This window comes from Streptomyces sp. NPDC020299 (genome assembly GCF_044387825.1).
Classification (GTDB): domain Bacteria; phylum Actinomycetota; class Actinomycetes; order Streptomycetales; family Streptomycetaceae; genus Streptomyces.
This window is the reverse complement of record NZ_JBIRWL010000001.1, coordinates 616034-635954: the sequence shown is the minus strand read 5'-3', so window position 1 is coordinate 635954 and position 19921 is coordinate 616034. Positions and strand designations below refer to the sequence as shown.

General features: G+C 70.4%; 20 protein-coding genes and 1 pseudogene. 13 read left to right on the top strand and 8 right to left on the bottom strand.

Annotated features, from left to right (window positions below; all coding sequences use genetic code 11):
* Window positions 1-224: 224 nt before the first annotated feature.
* Window positions 225-1430 carry a glycosyltransferase gene (locus tag ACH45E_RS02995; RefSeq protein ID WP_361435806.1) on the bottom strand — a complete coding sequence of 402 codons (1206 nt, stop codon included), beginning with the start codon at window positions 1428-1430 and terminating at the stop codon, window positions 225-227.
* 280 nt (window positions 1431-1710) lie between these two features.
* Here ACH45E_RS02995 and ACH45E_RS02990 point away from each other — a divergent pair, with 280 nt between their 5' ends.
* The 5 genes from ACH45E_RS02990 to ACH45E_RS02970 all read left to right on the top strand — a co-directional run bounded on the left by ACH45E_RS02990 (window position 1711) and on the right by ACH45E_RS02970 (window position 5588).
* Window positions 1711-2295, top strand: coding sequence for a hypothetical protein (locus ACH45E_RS02990; RefSeq protein ID WP_361435808.1), 585 nt, complete (start codon window positions 1711-1713; stop codon window positions 2293-2295).
* 81 nt (window positions 2296-2376) lie between these two features.
* Entirely contained in the window at window positions 2377-2715 is a 339-nt protein-coding gene (locus ACH45E_RS02985; protein WP_361435810.1) for a zinc-binding dehydrogenase, read from the top strand.
* 22 nt (window positions 2716-2737) lie between these two features.
* Window positions 2738-3892, top strand: coding sequence for an FAD-dependent oxidoreductase (locus ACH45E_RS02980; RefSeq protein ID WP_361435812.1), 1155 nt, complete (start codon window positions 2738-2740; stop codon window positions 3890-3892).
* The gene (locus ACH45E_RS02975) at window positions 3802-4338 is read left to right on the top strand and encodes a DinB family protein (RefSeq protein WP_361435814.1); all 537 of its coding nucleotides are present in this window, start codon (window positions 3802-3804) and stop codon (window positions 4336-4338) included. Before ACH45E_RS02980 ends, ACH45E_RS02975 begins: the two co-directional genes overlap by 91 nt.
* A 14-nt stretch (window positions 4339-4352) precedes the next feature.
* Window positions 4353-5588 carry an MFS transporter gene (locus ACH45E_RS02970; protein WP_361435816.1) on the top strand — a complete coding sequence of 412 codons (1236 nt, stop codon included), beginning with the start codon at window positions 4353-4355 and terminating at the stop codon, window positions 5586-5588.
* 465 nt (window positions 5589-6053) lie between these two features.
* On the opposite strand, the gene ACH45E_RS02965 is transcribed toward ACH45E_RS02970, so the two are convergent.
* The 4 genes from ACH45E_RS02965 to ACH45E_RS02950 all read right to left on the bottom strand — a co-directional run bounded on the left by ACH45E_RS02965 (window position 6054) and on the right by ACH45E_RS02950 (window position 9541).
* On the bottom strand, window positions 6054-7040 hold the full coding sequence (locus ACH45E_RS02965) for an aldo/keto reductase (protein WP_361435818.1): 987 nt from the start codon (window positions 7038-7040) through the stop codon (window positions 6054-6056).
* Between the two features lie 212 nt (window positions 7041-7252).
* A complete protein-coding gene (locus tag ACH45E_RS02960; protein ID WP_361435820.1) occupies window positions 7253-7870 on the bottom strand; it encodes a hypothetical protein in 618 nt (205 codons plus the stop codon).
* A 239-nt stretch (window positions 7871-8109) separates the two neighbouring features.
* Window positions 8110-8775 carry a helix-turn-helix domain-containing protein gene (locus tag ACH45E_RS02955; protein WP_361435823.1) on the bottom strand — a complete coding sequence of 222 codons (666 nt, stop codon included), beginning with the start codon at window positions 8773-8775 and terminating at the stop codon, window positions 8110-8112.
* Window positions 8776-8791: 16 nt separating this feature from the next.
* The gene (locus ACH45E_RS02950) at window positions 8792-9541 is read right to left on the bottom strand and encodes an SDR family oxidoreductase (protein WP_361435825.1); all 750 of its coding nucleotides are present in this window, start codon (window positions 9539-9541) and stop codon (window positions 8792-8794) included.
* 122 nt (window positions 9542-9663) lie between these two features.
* Between ACH45E_RS02950 and ACH45E_RS02945 the strand changes: the two genes are divergently transcribed.
* Window positions 9664-10611, top strand: a complete 948-nt coding sequence (locus tag ACH45E_RS02945) for an NADP-dependent oxidoreductase (protein ID WP_361435827.1) — start codon at window positions 9664-9666, stop codon at window positions 10609-10611.
* 474 nt (window positions 10612-11085) lie between these two features.
* Here the strand turns inward: ACH45E_RS02945 and ACH45E_RS02940 are convergent, their stop codons facing one another.
* On the bottom strand, window positions 11086-11541 hold the full coding sequence (locus ACH45E_RS02940) for a MarR family winged helix-turn-helix transcriptional regulator (RefSeq protein ID WP_266393528.1): 456 nt from the start codon (window positions 11539-11541) through the stop codon (window positions 11086-11088).
* Window positions 11542-11613: 72 nt separating this feature from the next.
* Here ACH45E_RS02940 and ACH45E_RS02935 point away from each other — a divergent pair, with 72 nt between their 5' ends.
* Together ACH45E_RS02935 and ACH45E_RS02930 are read left to right on the top strand one after the other, a co-directional pair.
* Window positions 11614-12405 carry an SDR family NAD(P)-dependent oxidoreductase gene (locus ACH45E_RS02935; protein ID WP_361435829.1) on the top strand — a complete coding sequence of 264 codons (792 nt, stop codon included), beginning with the start codon at window positions 11614-11616 and terminating at the stop codon, window positions 12403-12405.
* A 285-nt stretch (window positions 12406-12690) separates the two neighbouring features.
* Window positions 12691-14226, top strand: coding sequence for an aldehyde dehydrogenase family protein (locus ACH45E_RS02930; protein ID WP_361435831.1), 1536 nt, complete (start codon window positions 12691-12693; stop codon window positions 14224-14226).
* A 274-nt stretch (window positions 14227-14500) separates the two neighbouring features.
* On the opposite strand, the pseudogene ACH45E_RS02925 reads toward ACH45E_RS02930, so the two are convergent.
* Window positions 14501-14710 (bottom strand): annotated as a pseudogene (locus ACH45E_RS02925) (DNA-binding response regulator); the annotation flags it as partial.
* Window positions 14711-14755: 45 nt separating this feature from the next.
* On the opposite strand from ACH45E_RS02925, the gene ACH45E_RS02920 reads away from it, so the two are divergent.
* From ACH45E_RS02920 to ACH45E_RS02900, 5 genes are all read left to right on the top strand, one after another.
* The gene (locus ACH45E_RS02920; RefSeq protein WP_399039834.1) at window positions 14756-15043 is read left to right on the top strand and encodes an aldo/keto reductase; all 288 of its coding nucleotides are present in this window, start codon (window positions 14756-14758) and stop codon (window positions 15041-15043) included.
* Window positions 15044-15478: 435 nt separating this feature from the next.
* The gene (locus ACH45E_RS02915) at window positions 15479-16417 is read left to right on the top strand and encodes an ATP-binding cassette domain-containing protein (protein WP_361435833.1); all 939 of its coding nucleotides are present in this window, start codon (window positions 15479-15481) and stop codon (window positions 16415-16417) included.
* Window positions 16414-17253, top strand: a complete 840-nt coding sequence (locus ACH45E_RS02910; protein WP_361435835.1) for an ABC transporter permease — start codon at window positions 16414-16416, stop codon at window positions 17251-17253. The genes ACH45E_RS02915 and ACH45E_RS02910 overlap by 4 nt, the downstream gene beginning before the upstream one ends.
* A gap of 25 nt (window positions 17254-17278) precedes the next feature.
* Entirely contained in the window at window positions 17279-18562 is a 1284-nt protein-coding gene (locus ACH45E_RS02905) for a sensor histidine kinase (RefSeq protein WP_361435837.1), read from the top strand.
* Entirely contained in the window at window positions 18559-19227 is a 669-nt protein-coding gene (locus ACH45E_RS02900; protein ID WP_361435839.1) for a response regulator transcription factor, read from the top strand. Before ACH45E_RS02905 ends, ACH45E_RS02900 begins: the two co-directional genes overlap by 4 nt.
* A 264-nt stretch (window positions 19228-19491) precedes the next feature.
* On the opposite strand, the gene ACH45E_RS02895 is transcribed toward ACH45E_RS02900, so the two are convergent.
* A complete protein-coding gene (locus tag ACH45E_RS02895) occupies window positions 19492-19884 on the bottom strand; it encodes a TetR family transcriptional regulator (RefSeq protein ID WP_399039831.1) in 393 nt (130 codons plus the stop codon).
* Window positions 19885-19921: the final 37 nt, after the last annotated feature.

The window sequence follows — 19921 nt, the reverse complement described above, 5'->3', positions numbered from 1 at the left end:
CGAACCGGAGTACGTGCAGTTCCGACTGCATGCAGGCCGGACTGCATGCAGAGTAGCGATTGCGGAAGCTTCTGTTTATTCGGCCGCCCGTGCGGTGGCCCATTTGCGTTGATGCTAAATGTGCTCCGATTGAGTGGTCAACTGTGACCAGTGCCACACCCATTCGGTGATGGAATGCTGTTTGCGCTCGGCATGCGGCATTTCACACCACGGGCCGGCGTCGTTCACCGCGGCTCGTCGACCAACCGGCGCGCGGCCACCTCCGCTCCGTCGGTGCGGAGCCGGCTTCCCAGGGAATTCGCACGCGCCCGGGTCTCGGGTGACAGAGCGGTCTTGAGCGCGATGCCCAGGGATTCCACGGTCGTGGTCGGAGCGTCGAGGTTCGCACCGAGGCCCAGTGCCGCCACCCGGCCCGCCCAGTACGGGTTGTCCGACAGTTGGAGAGGTATCACCACTTGCGGCGCGCCCGCCCGGGCCGCCGTCAGCGTCGTACCCGCGCCGCCGTGGTGCACCACAGCGGCCACCTTGCCGAACAGGTTCTGATGGTTGACCTCGCCGATGGCGAAGCAGTCGTCCCCGTCGTCGACGAGATCCAGGTCCGCCCAACCGCGGGACACGAGCACGCGGTGCCCCTGGGTGCGGATCGCCTCGACGGCCATGCCGCCGATGCCTTCGGCCGGGGACATGCTGCCGAAGCCCACATAGACCGGCGGGGTGCCCGCGTCCAGGAACCTCGCCAAGTCCGCCGGGAGGGGGCGTTCGTCCGCGAGGGTCCATGCGCCAGGCTGTACGACGTCAAGGCCGGGGGTCTTCTGCCACGGTCCCAGGACCGGGTCCGCCGCCAGCCATGGACGGTCGGTGAGGATGTGATCGCGCACGTTGTCCACCGGCGGCAGGCCGAGCGCTGCCCGGTGATGGTTGAGTGCCTCGCCGAACTGCGCGTTGACGTTCTGGGCGTCCGCCTCCCACAGTGTCCGGTTGTCGGCGGCCTCGGGCTCCGGCCAGCCCGGCCGCGGCGGCGGCGCGTGGTGCGGCGACGGCAGGTGGACCGCCGCATAGCTGACGTACACGTAGGAGATACCGGCGGCCTCCGCCGCGGACCGCGCGGCGACCTGCCCCAGACCTGCCGCCACCACCACGTCGCATCCGTCGAACGCGGCGGGGAAGGCGTCGAACTGTGTCTCGACCAACTCGTTCCTGTAGCGGGCCAGTTCCGTTGCCGAGGGCAGGGTCTTCCCGCGCATCAACTCCCTGACAGGTGGCCCGACCGGCACCGACTGCACTCCGATACCCGCGAGCCGCCTGGCGAACTCGTCATCCGGCGGGGCGCACATCCTCACCGCCGCGCCGAGTGCCCGTAGCCGCACCGCGAGTGCCACCAGCGGTTCGACGTCGCCACGTGTCCCGTATGTAGACAACAACACCCGCATTCGGCGTCCTCTTTCGTCGTCGGTCAACCCGGCTATGTCATAGCAGAGTTGGAGCCTTCGGGAGTTGCTGGGAAGGTTCAGCGTCGGCCGGCTCTGGGCAGTCTGTGCTCGGCGAGGTGTGCAAGATCCCCCATCGTCCACACAACCGGAGTGCTACGCGATGCAGAGTTCGTCCACACCCGTACCTGATGTTTCGGTCATCCTGCCCTGCGCCGGATACGCGACACGTTTTGGAGCGCCCTACCCGAAGGAGTTGCACTGTCTGGCTCCTGGGGTCACCGTGCTGGACCGCAGCCTGGAAGCCGTCGTCGAACTCGCCAAGAGCGGGCTCGATGTGCGTCTGGTCGTCGTGTTCGGAACACACAAGCTGGACACGGTGAGTTACCTCGCTCGCTATGCCGACACCTTCCAGATGGTCTTCGTCTATCAGGACGCCTCGCTCGGACCCGGTCTCGACGGGGCGATCCGGTCAGCCCTGCCGATGACACAGGGGCCGGTGGCCCTCGTCCTGCCCGACATCGTTGTCGCGGGGTCGGATACGCCGGGCAAGCTCCTTGACGCCTTACGGCAGGTGGAGGTGGCGGGCTGGAGCGTGGTGGCCGCCGAGGAGCGGGATCACGACACCCTGCGGCAGATGGGCGCGTTGGCCGTGGCCGAGGAGGGAGGCGTCCTGACCGTGGGGGCGGCCACCGACAAGCCGGCGGATCCCTCGGGCTTCAACGCGTGTTGGGGCATGGTGGCCGTCACCGAGAGCGAGGCGCACAAACTGCCCGACGTCGTGGGCATAGGAACGGCCAACCCGTTGGCCGGTGCGGTCGCCGTCATGGTGGAGGGGATCGTCAACTACAACACCCCCACGGGCTGAGCTGATGCTCGGGCATCCGGGCCCGGACCCGACGGTGAGCCATGGGAGGGGCTGCAGGAACCCGGAGCGGCACTGCGGCAGTTGGGCGGGGCGCGGCTGATCCTGTCCACGGCCTCCAGCAGCAATCCGCTGGCGGAGATGGTCGACGGGCTCGCCCCGCACGGGCGGCTCACCGTCGTCGGTTTCGACGGATCGCCCCTTCAACTACCCCTGGCCAAGCTCGTCATGGGGGCGCGCAGCGTCACCGGTCATCTGACCGGCAGCCCTGCCGACACCGAACAGGCCATGCGCTTCGCGGTCACCACCGGTGTCCGCCCCCACGTGCAGACCGTTCCGCTGGAGGAAGCGCAGCAGGCGCTCGACACCCCGCAAGAGGGCAGGGCCCGCTTCCGGATGGTCCTCACCACCGGTGGCGCGTAACCGCTGCTGAAGAGGAGAGGACATGGTTCAGCAGGAGGGCCATGACGTCGTCGTGGTCGGTGCCGGGATCGCCGGGCTGGCCGCGACCGCCGCGCTGGTCGCCGCCGGGCGCGACACCGTGTGCCTGGAGGCCCGGAACCGCTGCGGCGGGCGTCTGCTCAGCACGGCCGCCGCGCCCGGGGCCCTCGACCTGGGGGCCACCTGGTACTGGGACGGGGAGAGGCGCGTCGCGGATCTCCCCGCGCGGCTTGGCATCGACACCTTCGAGCAGCACCTCGCGGGGGACACACTCGTGCAGGACGCCACCGGCGTACGGCGTCTGCGCGGCAACCTGATCGACGCCCCCGCCCGCCGCTTCGCACCCGGGGCCGAGGCCCTCGCTCGCGCCCTCGCGGCCGAACTGCCGCCCGGCGTCGTACGACTGGACAGTCCCGTCAGCGGGGTTCACCCCCGCGCCGCCGGAGGCCTCGAAGTCCGTACGGCGAGCTCGGAGCTGCACGCCGAGCACGTCGTGGTGGCCGTACCTCCCGCGCTGGCCCTCGCGCGCATCGACTTCGGCTCGGGGCTTTCGCCGGAGCTGGTCCGCCTCGCCAGGACGACGCCGGTGTGGATGGGCGCGGTCGTCAAGGTCGTCGCCGGCTGTCCCTTCGCCTTCTGGAGGGAGGCGGGGCTCGCCGGCGCGGCCATCAGCAGAACCGGCCCGCTGCGGGAGCTGCACGACATGTCGGGGCCCGAAGGACGGCCCGCCGCACTGTTCGGCTTCGCCGCGGCCCAGTCCGTCGGCCGCGACTTCGAGCAGGAGGTGACCACCCAGCTGGCCCAGCTCTTCGGCCCAGCCGCCGCAGAGCCCGAGGCGCTCCACATACAGAACTGGAGCGGCGAGCGGTGGACCGTGCCGCCCGCCGTCCACCACCTGGCCGACCACTCCCTGTTCGGCCACCCCCTCTACCAACGGCCGGCACTGGACGGCAGGCTGCACTGGGCCTCGACCGAGACGGCCGACCAGTACTCCGGGCACATCGAGGGCGCCCTCGCTGCCGCCGAACGGGCGGTAACGGCGTCCCTGACCACAGAAGAGGCGAACTCATGCTCCAGACAGACGCGTTGCTCCGTGAGTACAACCGTGCCCGTGCCTACACCGACGACCTGTGGAAGGACCTCACTCCGGACGAGGTGACCTGGCGCCCGCACGAGGACTCCAGCGCCATCGGCTGGCACCTGGGCCACCAGGCCCATGTCGCCCACTTCATGATCCGCAACCTGACCGCGGCCGAGCCCAGCCCGGACCCGGAGCTGGACGCCCTGATGGACTCGGCGAACCCGGAGAAGTTCCGCGGAACGCTGCCCACGGTCGAACGGCTCACCGAGTTCCGTGCGACCGTCGCGGAGCGCGTGCACGCCCGCATCGGCGACATCGCCGCCGGCCGGGTCGGCGCTCCCACCCAACTCACCATCGTGGCAGCCCATTTGCTCACGGCGCTCATCAACCACGAGTACCAGCACGACCAGTGGATCAGCGAGGTCCGCGCGGGCGACCTCGGCCACGCGCTCCCGTCCGATCCCGACAGCGAGCACATACGCCGTATCGACGGCTACCTCGTCGTCGATCTCCTCCAGCCGTAGGGAGAGACCCACCCTTGACCAGCACAGCCCCGGACACCGCCGCCGCTACCTCCCAGCGGACCGAGGCACAGCGCCGCGTCCTCGCCGTCCTTGTCGGCAGCCAGATCCTGAGCGGGGCGGGGCTCGCGGCCGGTATCACCGTCGGTGCCCTGCTCGCACAGGACCTGCTCGGCTCCACCGACCTCGCGGGCCTGCCCAGCGCCCTGTTCACGGCCGGCTCCGCCCTCGCCGCGGTCGCGGTCGGCCGTGTCTCCCAGGCCCGGGGCCGCCGCCTGGGCCTGGCCGCGGGATACCTGACCGGCGCCGTCGGCAGCGTCGGCGTCATCGCCGCCGCCGTCACCGCAAGCCCCGTACTGCTGTTCATCGCGCTGTTCGTCTACGGCGCCGGAACCGCCACCAACCTCCAGGCCCGCTACGCCGGAGCGGACCTCGCCGCCCCCGCCCACCGCGCCCGCGCCGTCTCCACCGTCCTGGTCGCCACGACCCTCGGTGGCGTCGTCGGCCCCAACCTCGCCGCGCCCACCGGCGACCTCGCCGACAGCCTCGGCATTCCCACCCTGGCCGGGCCGTTCCTCCTCTCCGGCGCGGCCTACGCGCTGGCCGCCCTGGTCCTCGCCGTCCGGCTGCGCCCGGACCCTCTGCTGCTCGCCCGCAGCCTCGACCTCCAGCAGCCGACGGAGACCACCGCGGCGAAGACTCGCGGGCCGGGGCTGATGCCGGGCGCGCTGACGATGATCCTCACCCAGTTCGTCATGGTCGCGATCATGACGATGACCCCCGTGCACATGCACGACCACGGCCACGGCACCGCCGCCTCCGGCCTCGTCATCGCCATCCACGTCGGCGCCATGTACCTGCCTTCGCCGCTGACCGGCTGGCTCGTCGACGGTTATGGCCCGACCGTCGTCGCCGCCGCCTCCGGTCTCACCCTCATGGCCGCCGGCGTCACCGCCGCCGCGGCGCCCGCCGACTCCGTCGCCCTGCTCGCCCTGGCGCTCGCCCTGCTGGGGCTGGGCTGGAACCTGGGCCTCGTCTCCGGCACCGCGATGATCACCGATGCCGTGCCGCTGGCCACCCGCGCCAAGACCCAGGGCATGGTCGACGTCTCCATCGCCGTCGCCGGCGCCACCGGCGGCCTGAGCTCCGGCCTCGTCGTCTCCGGCGCCGGCTACCCCGTCCTCGCCCTCACCGGCGGCATCCTCGCCCTCGCCGTCCTGCCCGCGATCGCCGCCACCGCGAGCAGCCGGTGAACGCTCTCCGAAGCCCGACTCGCCGGTTCTAGAAGAACCCGAGCTTCTTCGGCTAGTACGAGACGAGGAGGTTCTTCGTCTGCTGGTGGTACACGCCTGACCTCGATCCTGACCTGCGACAAAGAGGGGAAACGTCGAGGGCCAGGCTGAATCGGTCCGCACCTGGTCCGGATCTTGATGAGTGGTGCGTGATGCTGGCGAGTGGGCCGCGGTATCACATGGCACAGGTTGTGGAGACCGTCCAGCGGTGTCCCTCTGATCGAGGGCGGGGCGTATTGTCAGGTCGGGCCTCATGGTCCGGGAGAGTCCGCACAGTCGGTGAGACGTGCGTGCGAGCGCGCGCGACGGCCGAGACGAAGAAGCCCCGCAGGCATGGTCCCGACGGGGCTTCTGCGCGCGGCCGCCGGAGAGCCGTTTCGTCCCTGATGAGGTGTGGACCGGTCCGCGGAATGCCGCCGTCGTCCGTTACTTGTCGACCAGCGACATGTGGTGCTCGTTGTAACGGTCTCCCTGTACCCCGACCCGGCCGGCGAGTTCGTTGAGGTCCGCCAGTTCGTCGGGGGACAACGGCAGCTTGGTGGCGCCGGAGTTCTCGTCGATTCGCGCGATGTGTCGTGTGCCCGGAATCGGAACGATCCACGGATGCTGTGCGAGCAGCCAGGCGAGTGCGACCTGCCCGGGTGTGGCGCTCTTGGTTTGCGCGAGGGTGGTGATGTGTTCGACGAGAGCCTGGTTCGCCGCCCGGTTCTCGGCCGTGAATCGTGGAATGTTCGTGCGGACGTCACCGGTCACGAACGAGGTCGACGCGTCCACCGTGCCGGTCAGGAATCCCTTGCCGAGCGGGCTGAAGGGCACGAATCCGATCCCGAGCGCCGCGCACGTCGGCAGGACCTCCGGCTCGGGATCCCGCGTCCACAGCGAGTACTCGCTCTGCACCGCCGTCAAGGGGTGGACAGAGTGGGCACGGCGGATCGTCTCCGCACTGGCCTCCGAGAGTCCGAAGCAGCGCACCTTGCCCTCCTGCACGAGCTCACCCACCGTGCCGGCGACCTCCTCGATGGGCACCTCCGGGTCGACGCGGTGCTGGTAGAACAGGTCGAGCCTCTCGACTCCAAGCCGTTTCAGGGAGGCCGCGGCGACGGCACGGATCTGCTCGGGCCGGCTGTTGAGTCCGGCGGGGGCGCCGTTCTCGATGCGGAATCCGAACTTGGTGGCGATCACGACCTGGTCACGCACCGGAGCGAGGGCCTCGCCGACAAGCTCCTCGTTGACGTAAGGGCCGTACACCTCCGCGGTGTCGAAGAAGGCGATCCCGCGGTCAACGGCGCCACGGAGTACGGCGATCATGTCGCTCCGGTCACCGGGGTTCGGCCCGTAGCTCTGGGACATGCCCATGGCGCCGAGGCCGATGGCGGAGACCCGCAGGTCGCGCCCGAGCGTTCGCGTGTGCATTGTTTCTCCTTGTCGAGGCTGGCACCGGTCGGCCGATGTCGAGTGCAGGACGGCCGCAGAGTTCCGCGTCGTTCCAGCGGCCCTGGCGCCCGGAGCGTGCGGTCGGTTCCCGGCGTCTCCGGTTCGCAACGGTGAATGAGCAAGGCCGATGGTGGAGGCGCAGCCGGTGTTCAGGGCTTCCAGGTGAGCGAAGTGGTGCCTGGCGTGCCGGGCTACCACGCTTCGTTGTCGAACGCGAGGACGATTCGTTCGCGCAGGCCGCCCTGCTCGAGCCGGGCATGGGCCGCAACCGCGTCGTCCGCATCGAAGGACATTGCGGCGCGCAGTGTGATGGTGTCGTCTTCGACCTGGTCGCGCAGACGTACGATCGCGTCCCGGTCCGTCCGTCGTTCTCGCACATTGAGGTGCTTGACCTTGATTCCGCGCCCTGGATCGCCGTCCCAAGAGCGCAGGATGCCGATTTGGGCGCCATCACGCACGGCGGGAGCGATCTGCTCGTGCAGCAAGGCGGCGTCAGCCACCGCGTCCACCGGAGTACCGAGCTCGTCGAGTACCCGGAGGGCGATGCCGGGGCCGCGCGGTATGAACGCGTGCGCGCCGAGTGAGCCCCGGAGGTCGGCATCTTCCTCTGCCGCGACGGCCACGACGCGAAGGCCCGCCGCGGCACCGAGTTCCACGAGGTATCCGCCGACCGATCCCGCAGCGCCTGTCACCAAGAGCGTGGCGCCTTCTGGCAGCCGAAATGCGTCGAGCACGTTGTAAGCGGTGAGCGCATTGTTGAGGAAACCGGCCGCCTCGGCGGCGGAGGCATTCGAGGGAGCGATGGCCACGGACCGCGCGGGTAGGGCGAGATTCGCTGTAGCCGCCGTGACTTCCGGCGTTGTCGACGAATCCCACGACGTGTACGCCCGGCACCAGGCCCCAGCGAGGGTCGACATCGCTGCCCACCTCTTCGACGGTACCTGTGACCTCCATCCCGGGGACAAAGAGCGGCGTGAGGCCCTTGTACATCTGCTCCAGCTGTCCGGACCTGAGCGGGGGCGCTGCATTCATTATGGGAGCGCAGGGCTCAGCCCTCGGAAGCGTTCCACAGCTCGCTGAGTTCTGCCCAGTCCGGAGCCGGGCTCTGCAACGCGGTGGGCCCGTCGGTGGTCGACGTGCGCAGCCCGGCGAGGATCAGGTCCAGGTACCGCAGGTGGAGCGTGGTGGCGCGTTCGTCGGTGACGGGGATCCGCGCGGTGAGATGTTCGAGCAGCAAGGGGATGTCGGCGGAGGTGAAGTCGGCGCGCAGCACGCCTGCGCGGTGCGCGCCGTCCACCAGGTCGTCGAGGGCGGCCCGGAGCCGGCTGGCGGCGGCCACGATCTCGTCGGTGGCAGGCAGCCGGCCGCCCACCAGCGGGAGCAGCGGACCGACTGCACCCTGGGCCGAGAGAGCGTTCCGCAGGAAGCGGGCGAAGGCCGCCCAGGGGTCCGGCTCCTCGGCGAGGGCTGTGCGGGCCTGGGCGAGGAGCTGTTCCATCCCCATGACGCGCATCCGCTGGGCCAGTAGCTCCTTGCTGGGATAGCGGCGGTAGAGGCTGCCCATGCCGATGCCGGCCCGGCGGGCGATCTCCGAGACTGGGGCGTCCCAGCCGAGCTCGGCGAAGACTTCGCGCGCAGCCTGCATGAGGCGGGCGTCGTTGCGGTCCGCCTCCCGCCGACGGCCGCGCGGTCTGCCGGTCTGCGTGTCACCCATGGAGAGTTATTTTCCCCTACCGGCGTGCCACGCCGTACCCACCGTCGACGGTGAGCACCTCGCCGGTGACGAAGCTGGCTTGCTCACCGACGAGCATCGCGATCGCCCGGGCCACGTCCTCCGGCTCCGCGACCCGCCCCAGGGGGGTGTTCGCAGCCAGTCGCTGTTGGACTTCCTGCGGCATACTCGCGCTGCTCTCGGTGCGGACGTAGCCGGGTGCCACGACGTTGACGTTGACGCCGAGCGGACCGGCCTCGTGGGCGACGAAGCGCGCGAAGGTGTTCAGGGCGGCCTTGGCGGTGCCGTGGGCGGCCATGCCCGGGGCGGGCGGACCGTCGGCCACGGCGCTGGAGACATACACGATCCGGCCTTGCCCCTGGGTGCCCATCAGCCCCAGTGCCCCCTGGGTGAGCGTGTAGACGGATGCCAGCTCGTCCGTCACCTTCGCCCTGAAGTCGTCCCAGGCGAGGGTTTGCACCGCAGTGGGAACGAAGCGGGCACCGGCGTTGCAGACCAGGACGTCCAGGCGTCCGCCTGTCGCGGAGCGCTCCAGCAGTTCGGCAGCCTGGGTGGAGTCGTACACGTCGGCCTGTACGGCGAAGGCTTCCCCGCCGTCGGCCTCGATGAGCTTGACCAACTGGTCGGCGGACTCGCGGCGGGAGAAGTAGTTGACGGCTACGCGGTAGCCGCGAGCCGCCAGTTCCCGTGACGTGGCAGCGCCGATTCCCCGGCTGCCGCCGGTCACCAGGGCCGTGGGTTTGGTCATGGCGTTCATGTGTCCTCCCGCGTCGGGTGATCGGCTGCCCAACTTATCGGAGCGGAGCGCTCCGCTCAAAAAAATCACCGCAATGGGGAATCGGGCCTTCCGGCACCGCGTTCACCCCTGACATGAGCGAAGTAGTAGTTGCGCGTGCTTACGGTGGCCCCGAGGTGCTGTCGGTGATCGATGTCGCCGTAGCGGAGCCCGGGCCGGGTCAGGTGCGCATCGAGGTCCGCGCCGTCGGCGTCAACCCTTTCGACCACAAGATGTACAGCGGCGCCTTCGGAACCGATCCGGCGAACCTGCCGATGCGGCTCGGTGTCGAAGCGGCCGGTGTGGTGACCGCTGTCGGTGCCGACGCGACCGGCCCCGCCGGTCCCATCCGGATCGGCGACCAGGTGATCGCGTACCGAGCGCCCGGCGCGTACGCCGCCGAACTCATCGTCCCGGCGTCGTCGGTGGTGCCCAAGCCCGCCGCTCTCTCCTGGGAGCAGGCCGGAGGACTGATGGTCACGGGCGTCACCGCTGTGCACGTTCTCGAAGCGATCGGCCTGCGCGAGAACGACTCGGTGCTGGTCCACGGCGCGGCGGGTGGCGTCGGCCTGATGGCCGTGCAACTGGCCGTCGAGCGCGGAGCCAGGGTGCTGGGAACGGCGAGCCCGGCCAAGCACGACGTACTGCGCGACCTGGGGGCGATTCCGATCGCGTACGGGCCGGGTCTGGCGGACCGGGTGCGCGCGGCAGCGCCGCAGGGAATCCACGCGGCTGCCGACCTGGTGGGCACCGACGAGGCGGTGGACGTCTCGGTGGAGCTGGTGGCGGACCGGTCCCGCATCGCGACCGTCGCGGCGTTCGAACGCGGGGCCCGAGCCGGCATCAGGCTCCTGGGCGGCGGGCCCGGCGCGGACCCCGGCACGGAAGTCCGCGCCGCTGCGCGCCTGCAGCTCACCGAAGCCGCGGGCGCCGGGCGACTGCGCGTCCTGATCGCCGCCAGCCATCCGTTGCGCGAAGCCGCCGCCGCGCATCGGCAGATCATGACCGGGCATACGACGGGGAAGATCGTCCTCGTCCCGTGACCGGGCCCCTGACTGCACCGGCACTTCGTTCGGATGGCCGTGGCCGGCCGACGCACGAGTCCTGACGCTGGTGTGCCCGTGACGTCATGACGCAGTGAGAAGAGAGAAGGGAGCGTCCGAGGCGGAAGCGGAGGGCGAGAAGCTCTGCCCCGTTGCTCGCGGTGGTGGGGACCGCTGGAAGCTGCGGCACCCACCTGCTTCAGGCGGCAGGGCGCCGTTCAGGATCCCTGCCGCCCTGCACGGACCGCCCGTGCATGGACGAGATCGCCGTGCCGATGTCGACCTTGAGGCGAGGGCGGTGGACTGGTCCTCGAGCGAGTGGTCGCTGCTTTCGCTGCGGGCCGACCGGTGCCGCGGTCGGCTGGAACCCCGCTGGCGGCGGCATACGATGCGCCGAGACCGCCGGGGGAGCGGGCGGCGTGCGCCGTGCCTGGGCCACCGACGCGCCAGCCTGTCCTTGACCGGCCGACGAGCTCAGGCGCTGCGCACGGTCTTGCTCACCTGGTCGAGCAGCGTCCGTAGCTGCGTGCTCTGGTCCGGTCCGAGGCCCTCGGTGATGTGACGCTCTACGTCGGCGATCACCTGGTCGGCCGCGCGTAGCGCCTCCCGCCCGGCGTCGGTGAGGTGCAGTTCCTGCACGTGCCGGTGGCGCGGGTGCTCGCGCCTCTCCAACTGGCCGCGGCCCTCCAGGCGTGCCACGAGGGAGGCGACGGCCTGAGGGGTGACGTTGAGGCGGCGGGCCAACTCGGCGCCGGCCAGCCCCGGTTCGCTGTGCACCGACATCAGCAGGGTGTAGTGCGCGGCGGCCATGCCCAGCGGGCGTAGCCGCTGTTCCTTGAGCGTCTGCACCGCCAGTTCCGCGCGCCGCAATGCCCAGGTCACCCGGTCAAGCGCGCCGAGCCCCACAGGCTCCTCGTCATCACGTATCACCTGCCAAGGGTACGACACTTCATAACCATCAAGCGTTTGACAGCAACCTAACGATTGAGTCATGCTCGGCGTATGACTCGCACGATCGCTCTCATCACCGGAGCTTCCTCCGGCATCGGCGCCGAATACGCCCGTCTGCTGGCGGATGACCACGACCTCGTCCTGGTGGCGCGCCGCGCGGACCGGCTCGGCGGCTTCGCGGAGGAACTCCGTGCCCGGGGTGCCGCCGTGGAGGTGCTGCCCGCCGATCTCGGCACCCACGAGGGCATCACCGCTGTCACCGGGCGTCTCGCCGCGGGGGACGTGCGCCTGCTGGTCAGTAACGCCGGCGCCGGCGGCTACGCCCCGCTCGTCGACGTGGACCCCGCCGACATCGACCGCCTGCTCACCCTCAACGCCGTGGCCCCCATTCAGCTGGTCCGCGCCGCGCTTCCCGGAATGCTCGCCGCCGGAGAAGGCGCGATCATCACGGTGGCCTCGCTGCTGGCCTTCAGCGGCGGCCTCAACGATCCCCGCGCACCACGACGCACTCTCTACGCGGCGGCGAAGGCCGCCACTGTCGCCTTCACCCGGACCCTCACAGGTGAGCTCGCGGACACGCCCATCCGTACGCAGCTGCTGCTGCCCGGCGTCGTGGCCACGGAGTGGAACGAAGGCGTCGGCCGCGACATCCCCTGGGCGATGACCCCGCAGGACGTCGCCTCGGCCAGCCTTGCCGGCCTGCGCCTGGGGGAGACCGTGTGCGCACCCGGTCTGGAGAACCAGGCCGAAGCCCTTGAAGCCCTGCTGGCCGCGGAGTCCGCTCTGCTCACCGGCGGCAACCAGCCCACCTCCGCAACTCGCTACCGCGGCCCGCAGGCGTAGCAGCGGGCGCCTCCTCGGCGCTGCCCCCGACCCGGCCACGGGTCGCCCTCCCAGGGTTGCGCTACGCCCGTCCGTCGAGGGTGCTTCCCGCTCCGCGGCCACCCTTGCCCAACTGCCGAGCGTCTGGCACGGCACACGCTCCCAATGACCTCCACCATGCAGTCCTCCACGTCGGCCCGCGCCGACTGCCCTCCAGCGGCCACTCGTGCCGAAGACCGCCTCCGCCACCGCCCTCACCCACGGTGTGTCTCATTCCGGCGGGCGGAAGAAAGTTAGGGAAGACCTATGACCGACAACATTCCGACGATCACGCGTGACGGCGTCATCGGATACGACGCGACCGAGATCGTCACCATCGACCAGGCCACCGGAGCCGAGTTCGCCCGATATCCCGTGGCCGGCAAGAAAGAGGCTGCCGCGACCGTCGCCGCCGCACGCTCAATCACCGGGGCCTGGTGGGACCTCGGCTTCGAGGGCCGTGCGGAGCGGCTGCGTGCGTGGCGGCGGCAGATAGCTTTGAGCGGTGAGGAGGGTGCCGCACTCATTCACGCCGAGAATGGCAAGCCCCTCGACGACGCCCGCGTGGAGGTGCTCGGGACTCTCGAGCACCTGCAGTACGTTGCTGACAACGCCGCGCGGGTCCTGGAGCGCCGGGAGGTTCCATCCAGCCCCACCACGCCCAACCAGCGTGCGTGGGTCGAGTACCAGCCCTACGGCGTGGTCGGCGTCATAGGCCCGTGGAACTTCCCCCTGCTCACTCCCGCGGCCATCCTCGCCGATGCGCTCGCGGCCGGGAACGCCGTCATCCTCAAGCCGAGCCAGATCACGCCCGGTGTCGCCGAATGGCTCATCCGAACTTGGCAGCGTGCCGTTCCGGAACTGCCGGCCGTCCTGCAGAACCTGAACGGATACGGGGCCACGGGTCAGGCGCTCATCGAGGCCGGCCTCGACAAGCTCGCGTTCACGGGCAGTGTCGCCACGGGCCGGACGGTGGCCGCCCAATGCGCGCAGACCCTGACCCCCGTTCTGCTGGAACTCGGCGGAAAGGACGGCGTCATCGTCGCCGAGGACGCCGATCTGGACGAAGCCGCCGCTCACATCGTGTGGGGCGCGATGCAGAACACCGGGCACGGTTGCATCAGTCTCGAAGTGGCCTATGTCGTCGAGTCGGTGCACGACGAGTTCGTCGAGAAGATCAGCGAGCTGGCCGGGCAGGTACGCGTCGGCAGCGACGAGGACGCGGAGATCGGGCCGGTTCCGCTGCCGAGCCAGACCTCGGTCATCCGGGAACACATCCAGGACGCCCTGGAGCGCGGCGCGACAGCCACCGTCGGTGGCCTCGACGCGGTGGGCGACCGCTATGCCGCGCCCACCGTCCTGGTCGGAGTGGCCCCTGACGCCCTCGCGGCGACGGAGGAGACGTTCGGGCCGACGCTGGCGGTCGTCAAGGTCGCCGACGCCGATGAGGCCGTCGCTCACATCAACGCCGGCCGGTACGGGCTGGGCAGCGCCGTCTTCAGCCGCGACCGCGGCGAAGCCATCGCTCGTCGCCTCCGCGTGGGAATGACCAGCATCAACGATGCTCTGGTGTTCTCCATGAACCCCGCCGTGCCGTTCGGTGGTCGGGGCGACAGCGGTTACGGGCGCAAGCAGGGGGAGGAGGGGCTGCGGGAGTTCGCCTACGCGCACTCCTTCACCGCCAAGAACGGCCCCGCCCGGTTCTCCGCCTCGACCTTCGGCAGGCCCGCGGGCGCCATGGCGGGAGCCCTCGCCGGCGCCCGTAACAGGATCCTGGCCGAGAGCGGCGAGAAGTCGGACTGATTCGACTCACGGGCGCCGACGGATGTTCCGGGCCGAGCGCGGCCCGCCGTACGTGCCCTCACGTGGCAGGCCGTCGGCCTGACCGGCACCCGGGTCCCGGACGCCGCGCCGATGTCGGGGCGCATGGGAGAGCAGCGGCGCGCCGGCCGCGGGTGCGAGCGGTGAGCGATGGATGACGCCGGGCCCGAGGCAGCGTCGGCTTCTATCACGCGGGGCCCCGCCATTTCGCCTGAACCTCGACGCTAAACCCCCTTGGGTCCGGGCCTGTGCCCGTTTATCCGCGGGTCAGGCCCAACTCGCCCGCGCGCACCCCGGCCTGGAAGCGTGAGCCCGCGTCCAGGGCGACGAGGAGTTCGGCGACTCTGCGGCGGTAGGTGCGCAGGGACATGCCCAGCTCGCGTGAGGCGGACACGTCGGTCATTCCGGAGCCCAGTGCGTACAGCACCTCGCGGGCTCGCGCGTCGATCCGGGGCCGGTCGGGGTCGAAGAAGGCCGCGCGGAGGCCCGCGCGATCGCCCCGGTCGTGGCGGTGCAGAACCAGTTCCACGCCGCCAAGCGCGACGACGTGGCGCTGCTGGCCGCCTGCGAGGAGGCCGACATCGCGTTCGGTGGCGGCCGGGAACTCGACGACGAGCGGCTGGCCAAGGTCGCGGCCCAACACGGCGCCGCCGTGTCGCAGATCGGCCTCGCCTGGTTGCTGGCCGCCTCGCCGGTGACGCTGGCCATTCCCGGCACGGGCTCCCTGTCGCACCTGGAGGACAACATGGCCGTCGCAGGGATCGCCCTCAGCGAAGAAGACCTCGCCGACCTCTCCTGACGACCGGGGCTGTCGAAGCGCCCCAGGAGGACCGTCGAGCATCGTTGTGATGACGGACGCGACCGCAGGGACGTGATGATGGGCGCGCGACCGCAGGGAACGGCGCCAGGCTGTGGTCATCGTCCTTCCCGTCACCGCGCAGCCGTACGTGATGGTGGGTCAGCTACGCCCGTTCGAGCGCGGAGTGAGCGGGCCAGTGCGCCGCGGATGCCGGCGCGCGGGTGGGTCGCGCATTCGCGGGGGCCGGATGCCTGCCGCGACCACGGCGGAGCCGATGAACACGGAAAGCGCCGCAGGTGGGCGCGTGGTACCGCGGTACCACGCGTACGGCGCAGATCAGCCTCCTGGTACCACCGGATCGGGGTGATTCGGCACCTAGCGTTGCCGGTGCGGCGTCGAAGTGACAGACGCCGGAGTCCGACAGAGAGAACGCGAATGATCGAGTCACGGCAGTTGACCAAGAAGTACGGCGAGAAGACGGCCGTCGACGGGCTGGACTTCGTCGTGAAGGCCGGCACGGTGACCGGCTTCCTGGGACCCAACGGCGCGGGCAAGTCCACGACGATGCGCATGATCGTCGGCCTGGACGCCCCGACGAGCGGCTCCGTGACCGTGAACGGCCACCGATACGCCCAGCACCGGGCGCCGCTCCAGGAGGTCGGTGCCCTCCTGGAGGCGAAGTCGATCCACCCGGGCCGCTCGGCGTACAACCACCTCAGAGCCCTCGCGCTGACCCATGGCATCCCGGGCCGCCGGGTCGACGAGGTCATCGACCTCGCCGGCCTGGGCAGCGTGGCGAAGAAGCGGGCCGGCGCCTTCTCCCTCGGCATGGGCCAGCGGCTCGGCATCGCGGCGGCGCTGCTGGGCGATCCGCAGACGGTGATGCTGGACGAACCGGTCAACGGACTGGACCCGGAGGGTGTGCTCTGGATCCGCAATCTGCTCAAGGGGCTCGCCGACGAGGGCCGGACGGTGTTCGTGTCGTCGCACCTGATGAGCGAGATGGCCCTGGTCGCGGACCACCTGATCGTCGTGGGGCGTGGCCGGCTGCTGGCTGACACCACCGTCGCGGACCTGATCCGCGAGGCGGGCGGGGACACGGTGAAGGTGGTGACGCAGGACCCTTCGCGGCTGCGGGACGTCCTGGCCGGGCCGGGCGTCGACGTCACCGGCCGGATCGGATCCGATGAGTTGCAGGTGAACGGGCTGACCGCCCGCGAGATCGGGTTGAAGGCGGCCGAGCACGGGATCGCGCTGTTCGAGCTGAGCGCGCGGACCGTGTCACTGGAGGAGGCATTCATGGACCTGACCAGGGATGCCGTGGAGTACCACGGCTCCACGACCGGCATCGAGACCCTCGGGAGGTCCGCATGAGCACCCTCACCGCAACCGCCGAGGAACCCCGGACCACCCCGGCCCGCCCCGTCTACCGGGTGACCGGACGGCGCGTGCTGTCCTCCGAGTGGGCCAAGCTGTGGTCCCTGCGCTCGACCTGGATCACCCTGGGCCTCGGCCTCCTCTTCCTGGTGGCCTTCGGCCTGATCGCCGCGAGCCGTTACAAGTCGGGGATCGACTCCGGCAACCTCGACTCAGATTTCGCCGATTCCACGACCGTGAGCCTGTCTCTCTTCGGTACGAACTTCGCCCAGCTGGCCCTGGGCGTGCTCGGCGTGCTGATCACGGCGGGGGAGTACTCGACCGGCATGATCCGCTCGACGCTGGCGGCGGTGCCCCGCCGGCTGCCCGTGCTGTGGTCCAAGGCGGCCGTGTTCGGGCTGGTCGCGCTGGTGTTGGGAACGCTGGGGGCGTTCGTCACTTTCCTGATCGGAAGCGGCATCGTCTCGGGCACACCCGCGGCCATGAGCCTCTCGCACGCGGGTGTCCTGCGGAGCCTGCTGAGCGCGGGACTCTACCTGGGGCTGGTCGGGGTCATCGGCGCCGCCCTGGGCGCCCTGCTGCGGTCGGTGGCCGGCGGGATCTCGGTGCTGGTGGCCACCCTGATGCTGATCCCCGGACTCATCTCCCTGCTGCCGAGCTCCTGGCAGAACGACATCAGCCCCTACCTGCCGTCCAACGCGGGACAGGCCATGTTCGCCCTGACCCACGACTCCACGACCCTGTCGCCGGGCGCCGGACTGCTGGTCTTCCTCTGCTGGACGGCACTGGTACTGGGCGGTGCGGCGTACCGGCTCGTGCGCAGTGACGTCTGACGCTCGCACCGTGCAGGTGACGTCCGTGACCACCGATGACATCAGCGGAATGGGACCACTGGTCGCCCGCCTGTCCCGGGGCGGCCAGCGGCTGCGGCATGCCGATCGGACACATCCCTGGGTGCTGGACACCACGGTCGTCGTCCTGGTCTTCCTGATGTTCTGCCTGCCCGACCTGATCCACGGCGGTGTGGACGACGGCGACAGCCCGCGCCGGTTTCGGCTTGCCTTCACCCACCTGCCCGTAGCGGGAATGCTGGCCCTGCAGGCCGGCCTGGTGCTGCCCCTGCTGTGGCGGCGCCGCAAACCCCTCGCGGCCTTCGCCGCCATCACGACGGTGTTCGCCCTGCAATGGTCCCTGAACGCCCCGCTGCGTGCGGACGTCGCTCTGTTCGTCGCCCTGTACAGCCTGGCGCTGCACGGACGACTGCGGCAGCTGCCGTGGGCCTGTGCGGCCACGGCGGGCGCCATGGTGCTGGTCGCGGTCCGCGCGTCCTCGGCGGTGTCGGTCGGGGACGCACTGTTCTTCCTGCTGAGCACGGCGACAGCGGCCCTCGCGCTCGGCCTCATGGTACGAATCCGGCGGGCCCAGCTCGCCGGACTGCGGGAGCGGGCAGCCCGGCTGGAGATCGAGCGCGACCAGCGCAGCAGACTGGCCACCGCCACCGAACGCACCCGCGTCGCCCGCGAGATGCACGACATCGTCGGTCACAACCTCTCCGTCATCATCACGCTCGCCGACGCCGGCGCCTACGCCACCGACATCGCCCCCGAACGAGGCAAGGAGGCGCTGCAGCTCATCGGCGACACCGGCCGACAGGCCCTCGGCGAGCTGCGGCGCGTGCTCGGCGTACTGCGCGAGGCCGCGGACGCCCCGTCGTGCGGGCCCGAGCTCAGCCCGCAGCCCGGCATCGCGGACGTCGGCGCACTGTGCGCCACGGTGCGCGCCGCCGGACTGGAAGTCCGCTACCGGACGTCCGGCGACGTGGACGCCCTGGACAGCGGGGTGCAGTTGGCGGTGTACCGCATCGTCCAGGAAGCCCTCACCAACACCATGAAGCACGCCGTCCCCGACACCCGGGTACACCTGGCGATCCTCGCCGAGGACAGCCGGCTGACCATCAGGGTCCGCGACATCGGCCCGGACACATCACCCGGACCGCCGAACGAGGAAGGACATGGCCTGGTGGGCATGCGAGAAAGAGCGGCCTTGTACGGCGGCACCGTCAGTGCGGGACCGGCGGTTGGTGGAGGATGGAGCGTCGAGGCCGTCCTCGACCTCACGCCCGCAAGCGGCGGTGACCGATGACCACCGTGCTCATCGTGGACGACCAGCCTCTGCAGCGCTACGGCTTCCACCTGCTCCTGGACTCCGTCCCGGAGACCGACGTCGTCGGCGAGGCCGCGCACGGCGCCGAGGCCGTCCGCAAGGCCGCCGAACTGCGTCCTGACGTCGTCCTGATGGACGTCCGTATGCCCGGCATGGACGGCGTCGAGGCCACCCGCCGTATCGTCGCCGCCGGTGACCGTTCACGCGTCCTCGTGCTTACGACGTTCGACCTCGACGAGTACGTCCACGCTGCCCTGCGGGCGGGCGCGAGCGGATTCCTGCTCAAGGACGCCCGTCCCGAGGAGCTCCTCGCCGGGATCCGCGCGGTCGCCGTCGGCGACGCTGTCATCGCGCCCGCGCTCACCCGGCGCCTCCTCGAGGAGTTCGCCCAGTACGTCCCCTCCCACAGAGCTGACCTCTCCGAGGACCTGAGGCTCACCTCCCTGACCGATCGTGAACGCGAGATCCTCGTGGCCGTCGGCAAAGGCTGGACCAACGGGGAGATCGCCGCGCGGTTCGTTCTGTCCGAGTCCACGGTCAAGACGCATGTCGGCCGTGTCCTGGCCAAGATCGGAGCCCGCGACCGCATCCAGGCCGTGATCTTCGCCTACGACCACGGCCTCGCCCGGCCCGCCGTGGACTGAGCCGGCGAGCGGCGGCCGCCTGTGATCCGGGACCCCGTCAGGTCGAGGGGGTTTGCGCTCGTCGAACGGTCCGGTACGGCCTGCCGCACCACCGGAAAGATCGTCGTCACGCCGTAACCCCTCTCCGTGCGCGCGTAAGGACCCACCTCAGGAGCCCGCCCGCGCCATGACCCCTTCCAGCAGGGATCGGATCAGCTCGTGGGCGGGGCGCGAGGGGAGTCGGGGACACTCGCGCCTTCGAACACGGCGACGGTCGATCCGCGATCATCTCCCTGTCCACCGGGTGCGGGCACCGGTCGAGCACCTTGTACACCATCGACCGCATCGAGTGCAGGAACCGCTCGTGGGCCTCCCGCACGGCCAGTGACTGGTCGAGCCGCTCGTGCGAAGCCCGATGCAGCAAGCGGAAACTACGCATGTCCGCCACTGCGGCGAATATGTCGTCCTTTGACCAGACCAGTAATACCCGTAGACATTGTTCCGAGCGACACCTGCAGGCGCGCTGACGTCCGCCATCGCCGTGCCGGCATAGCCGCGGGTCAGGAACAGTTCCGTTGCGGCGGCGAGCAGCTCCGCGGCACGATCCTCGCGCTGAACGCGCCGCGTCTTCCCCGGTGAAGGATCTCCGGGGACTCCTCGCCGGGGACCGGTGGGCACAGCACTCCTTCCTCCTGAGCAGGGCGCGGCCTGCCGG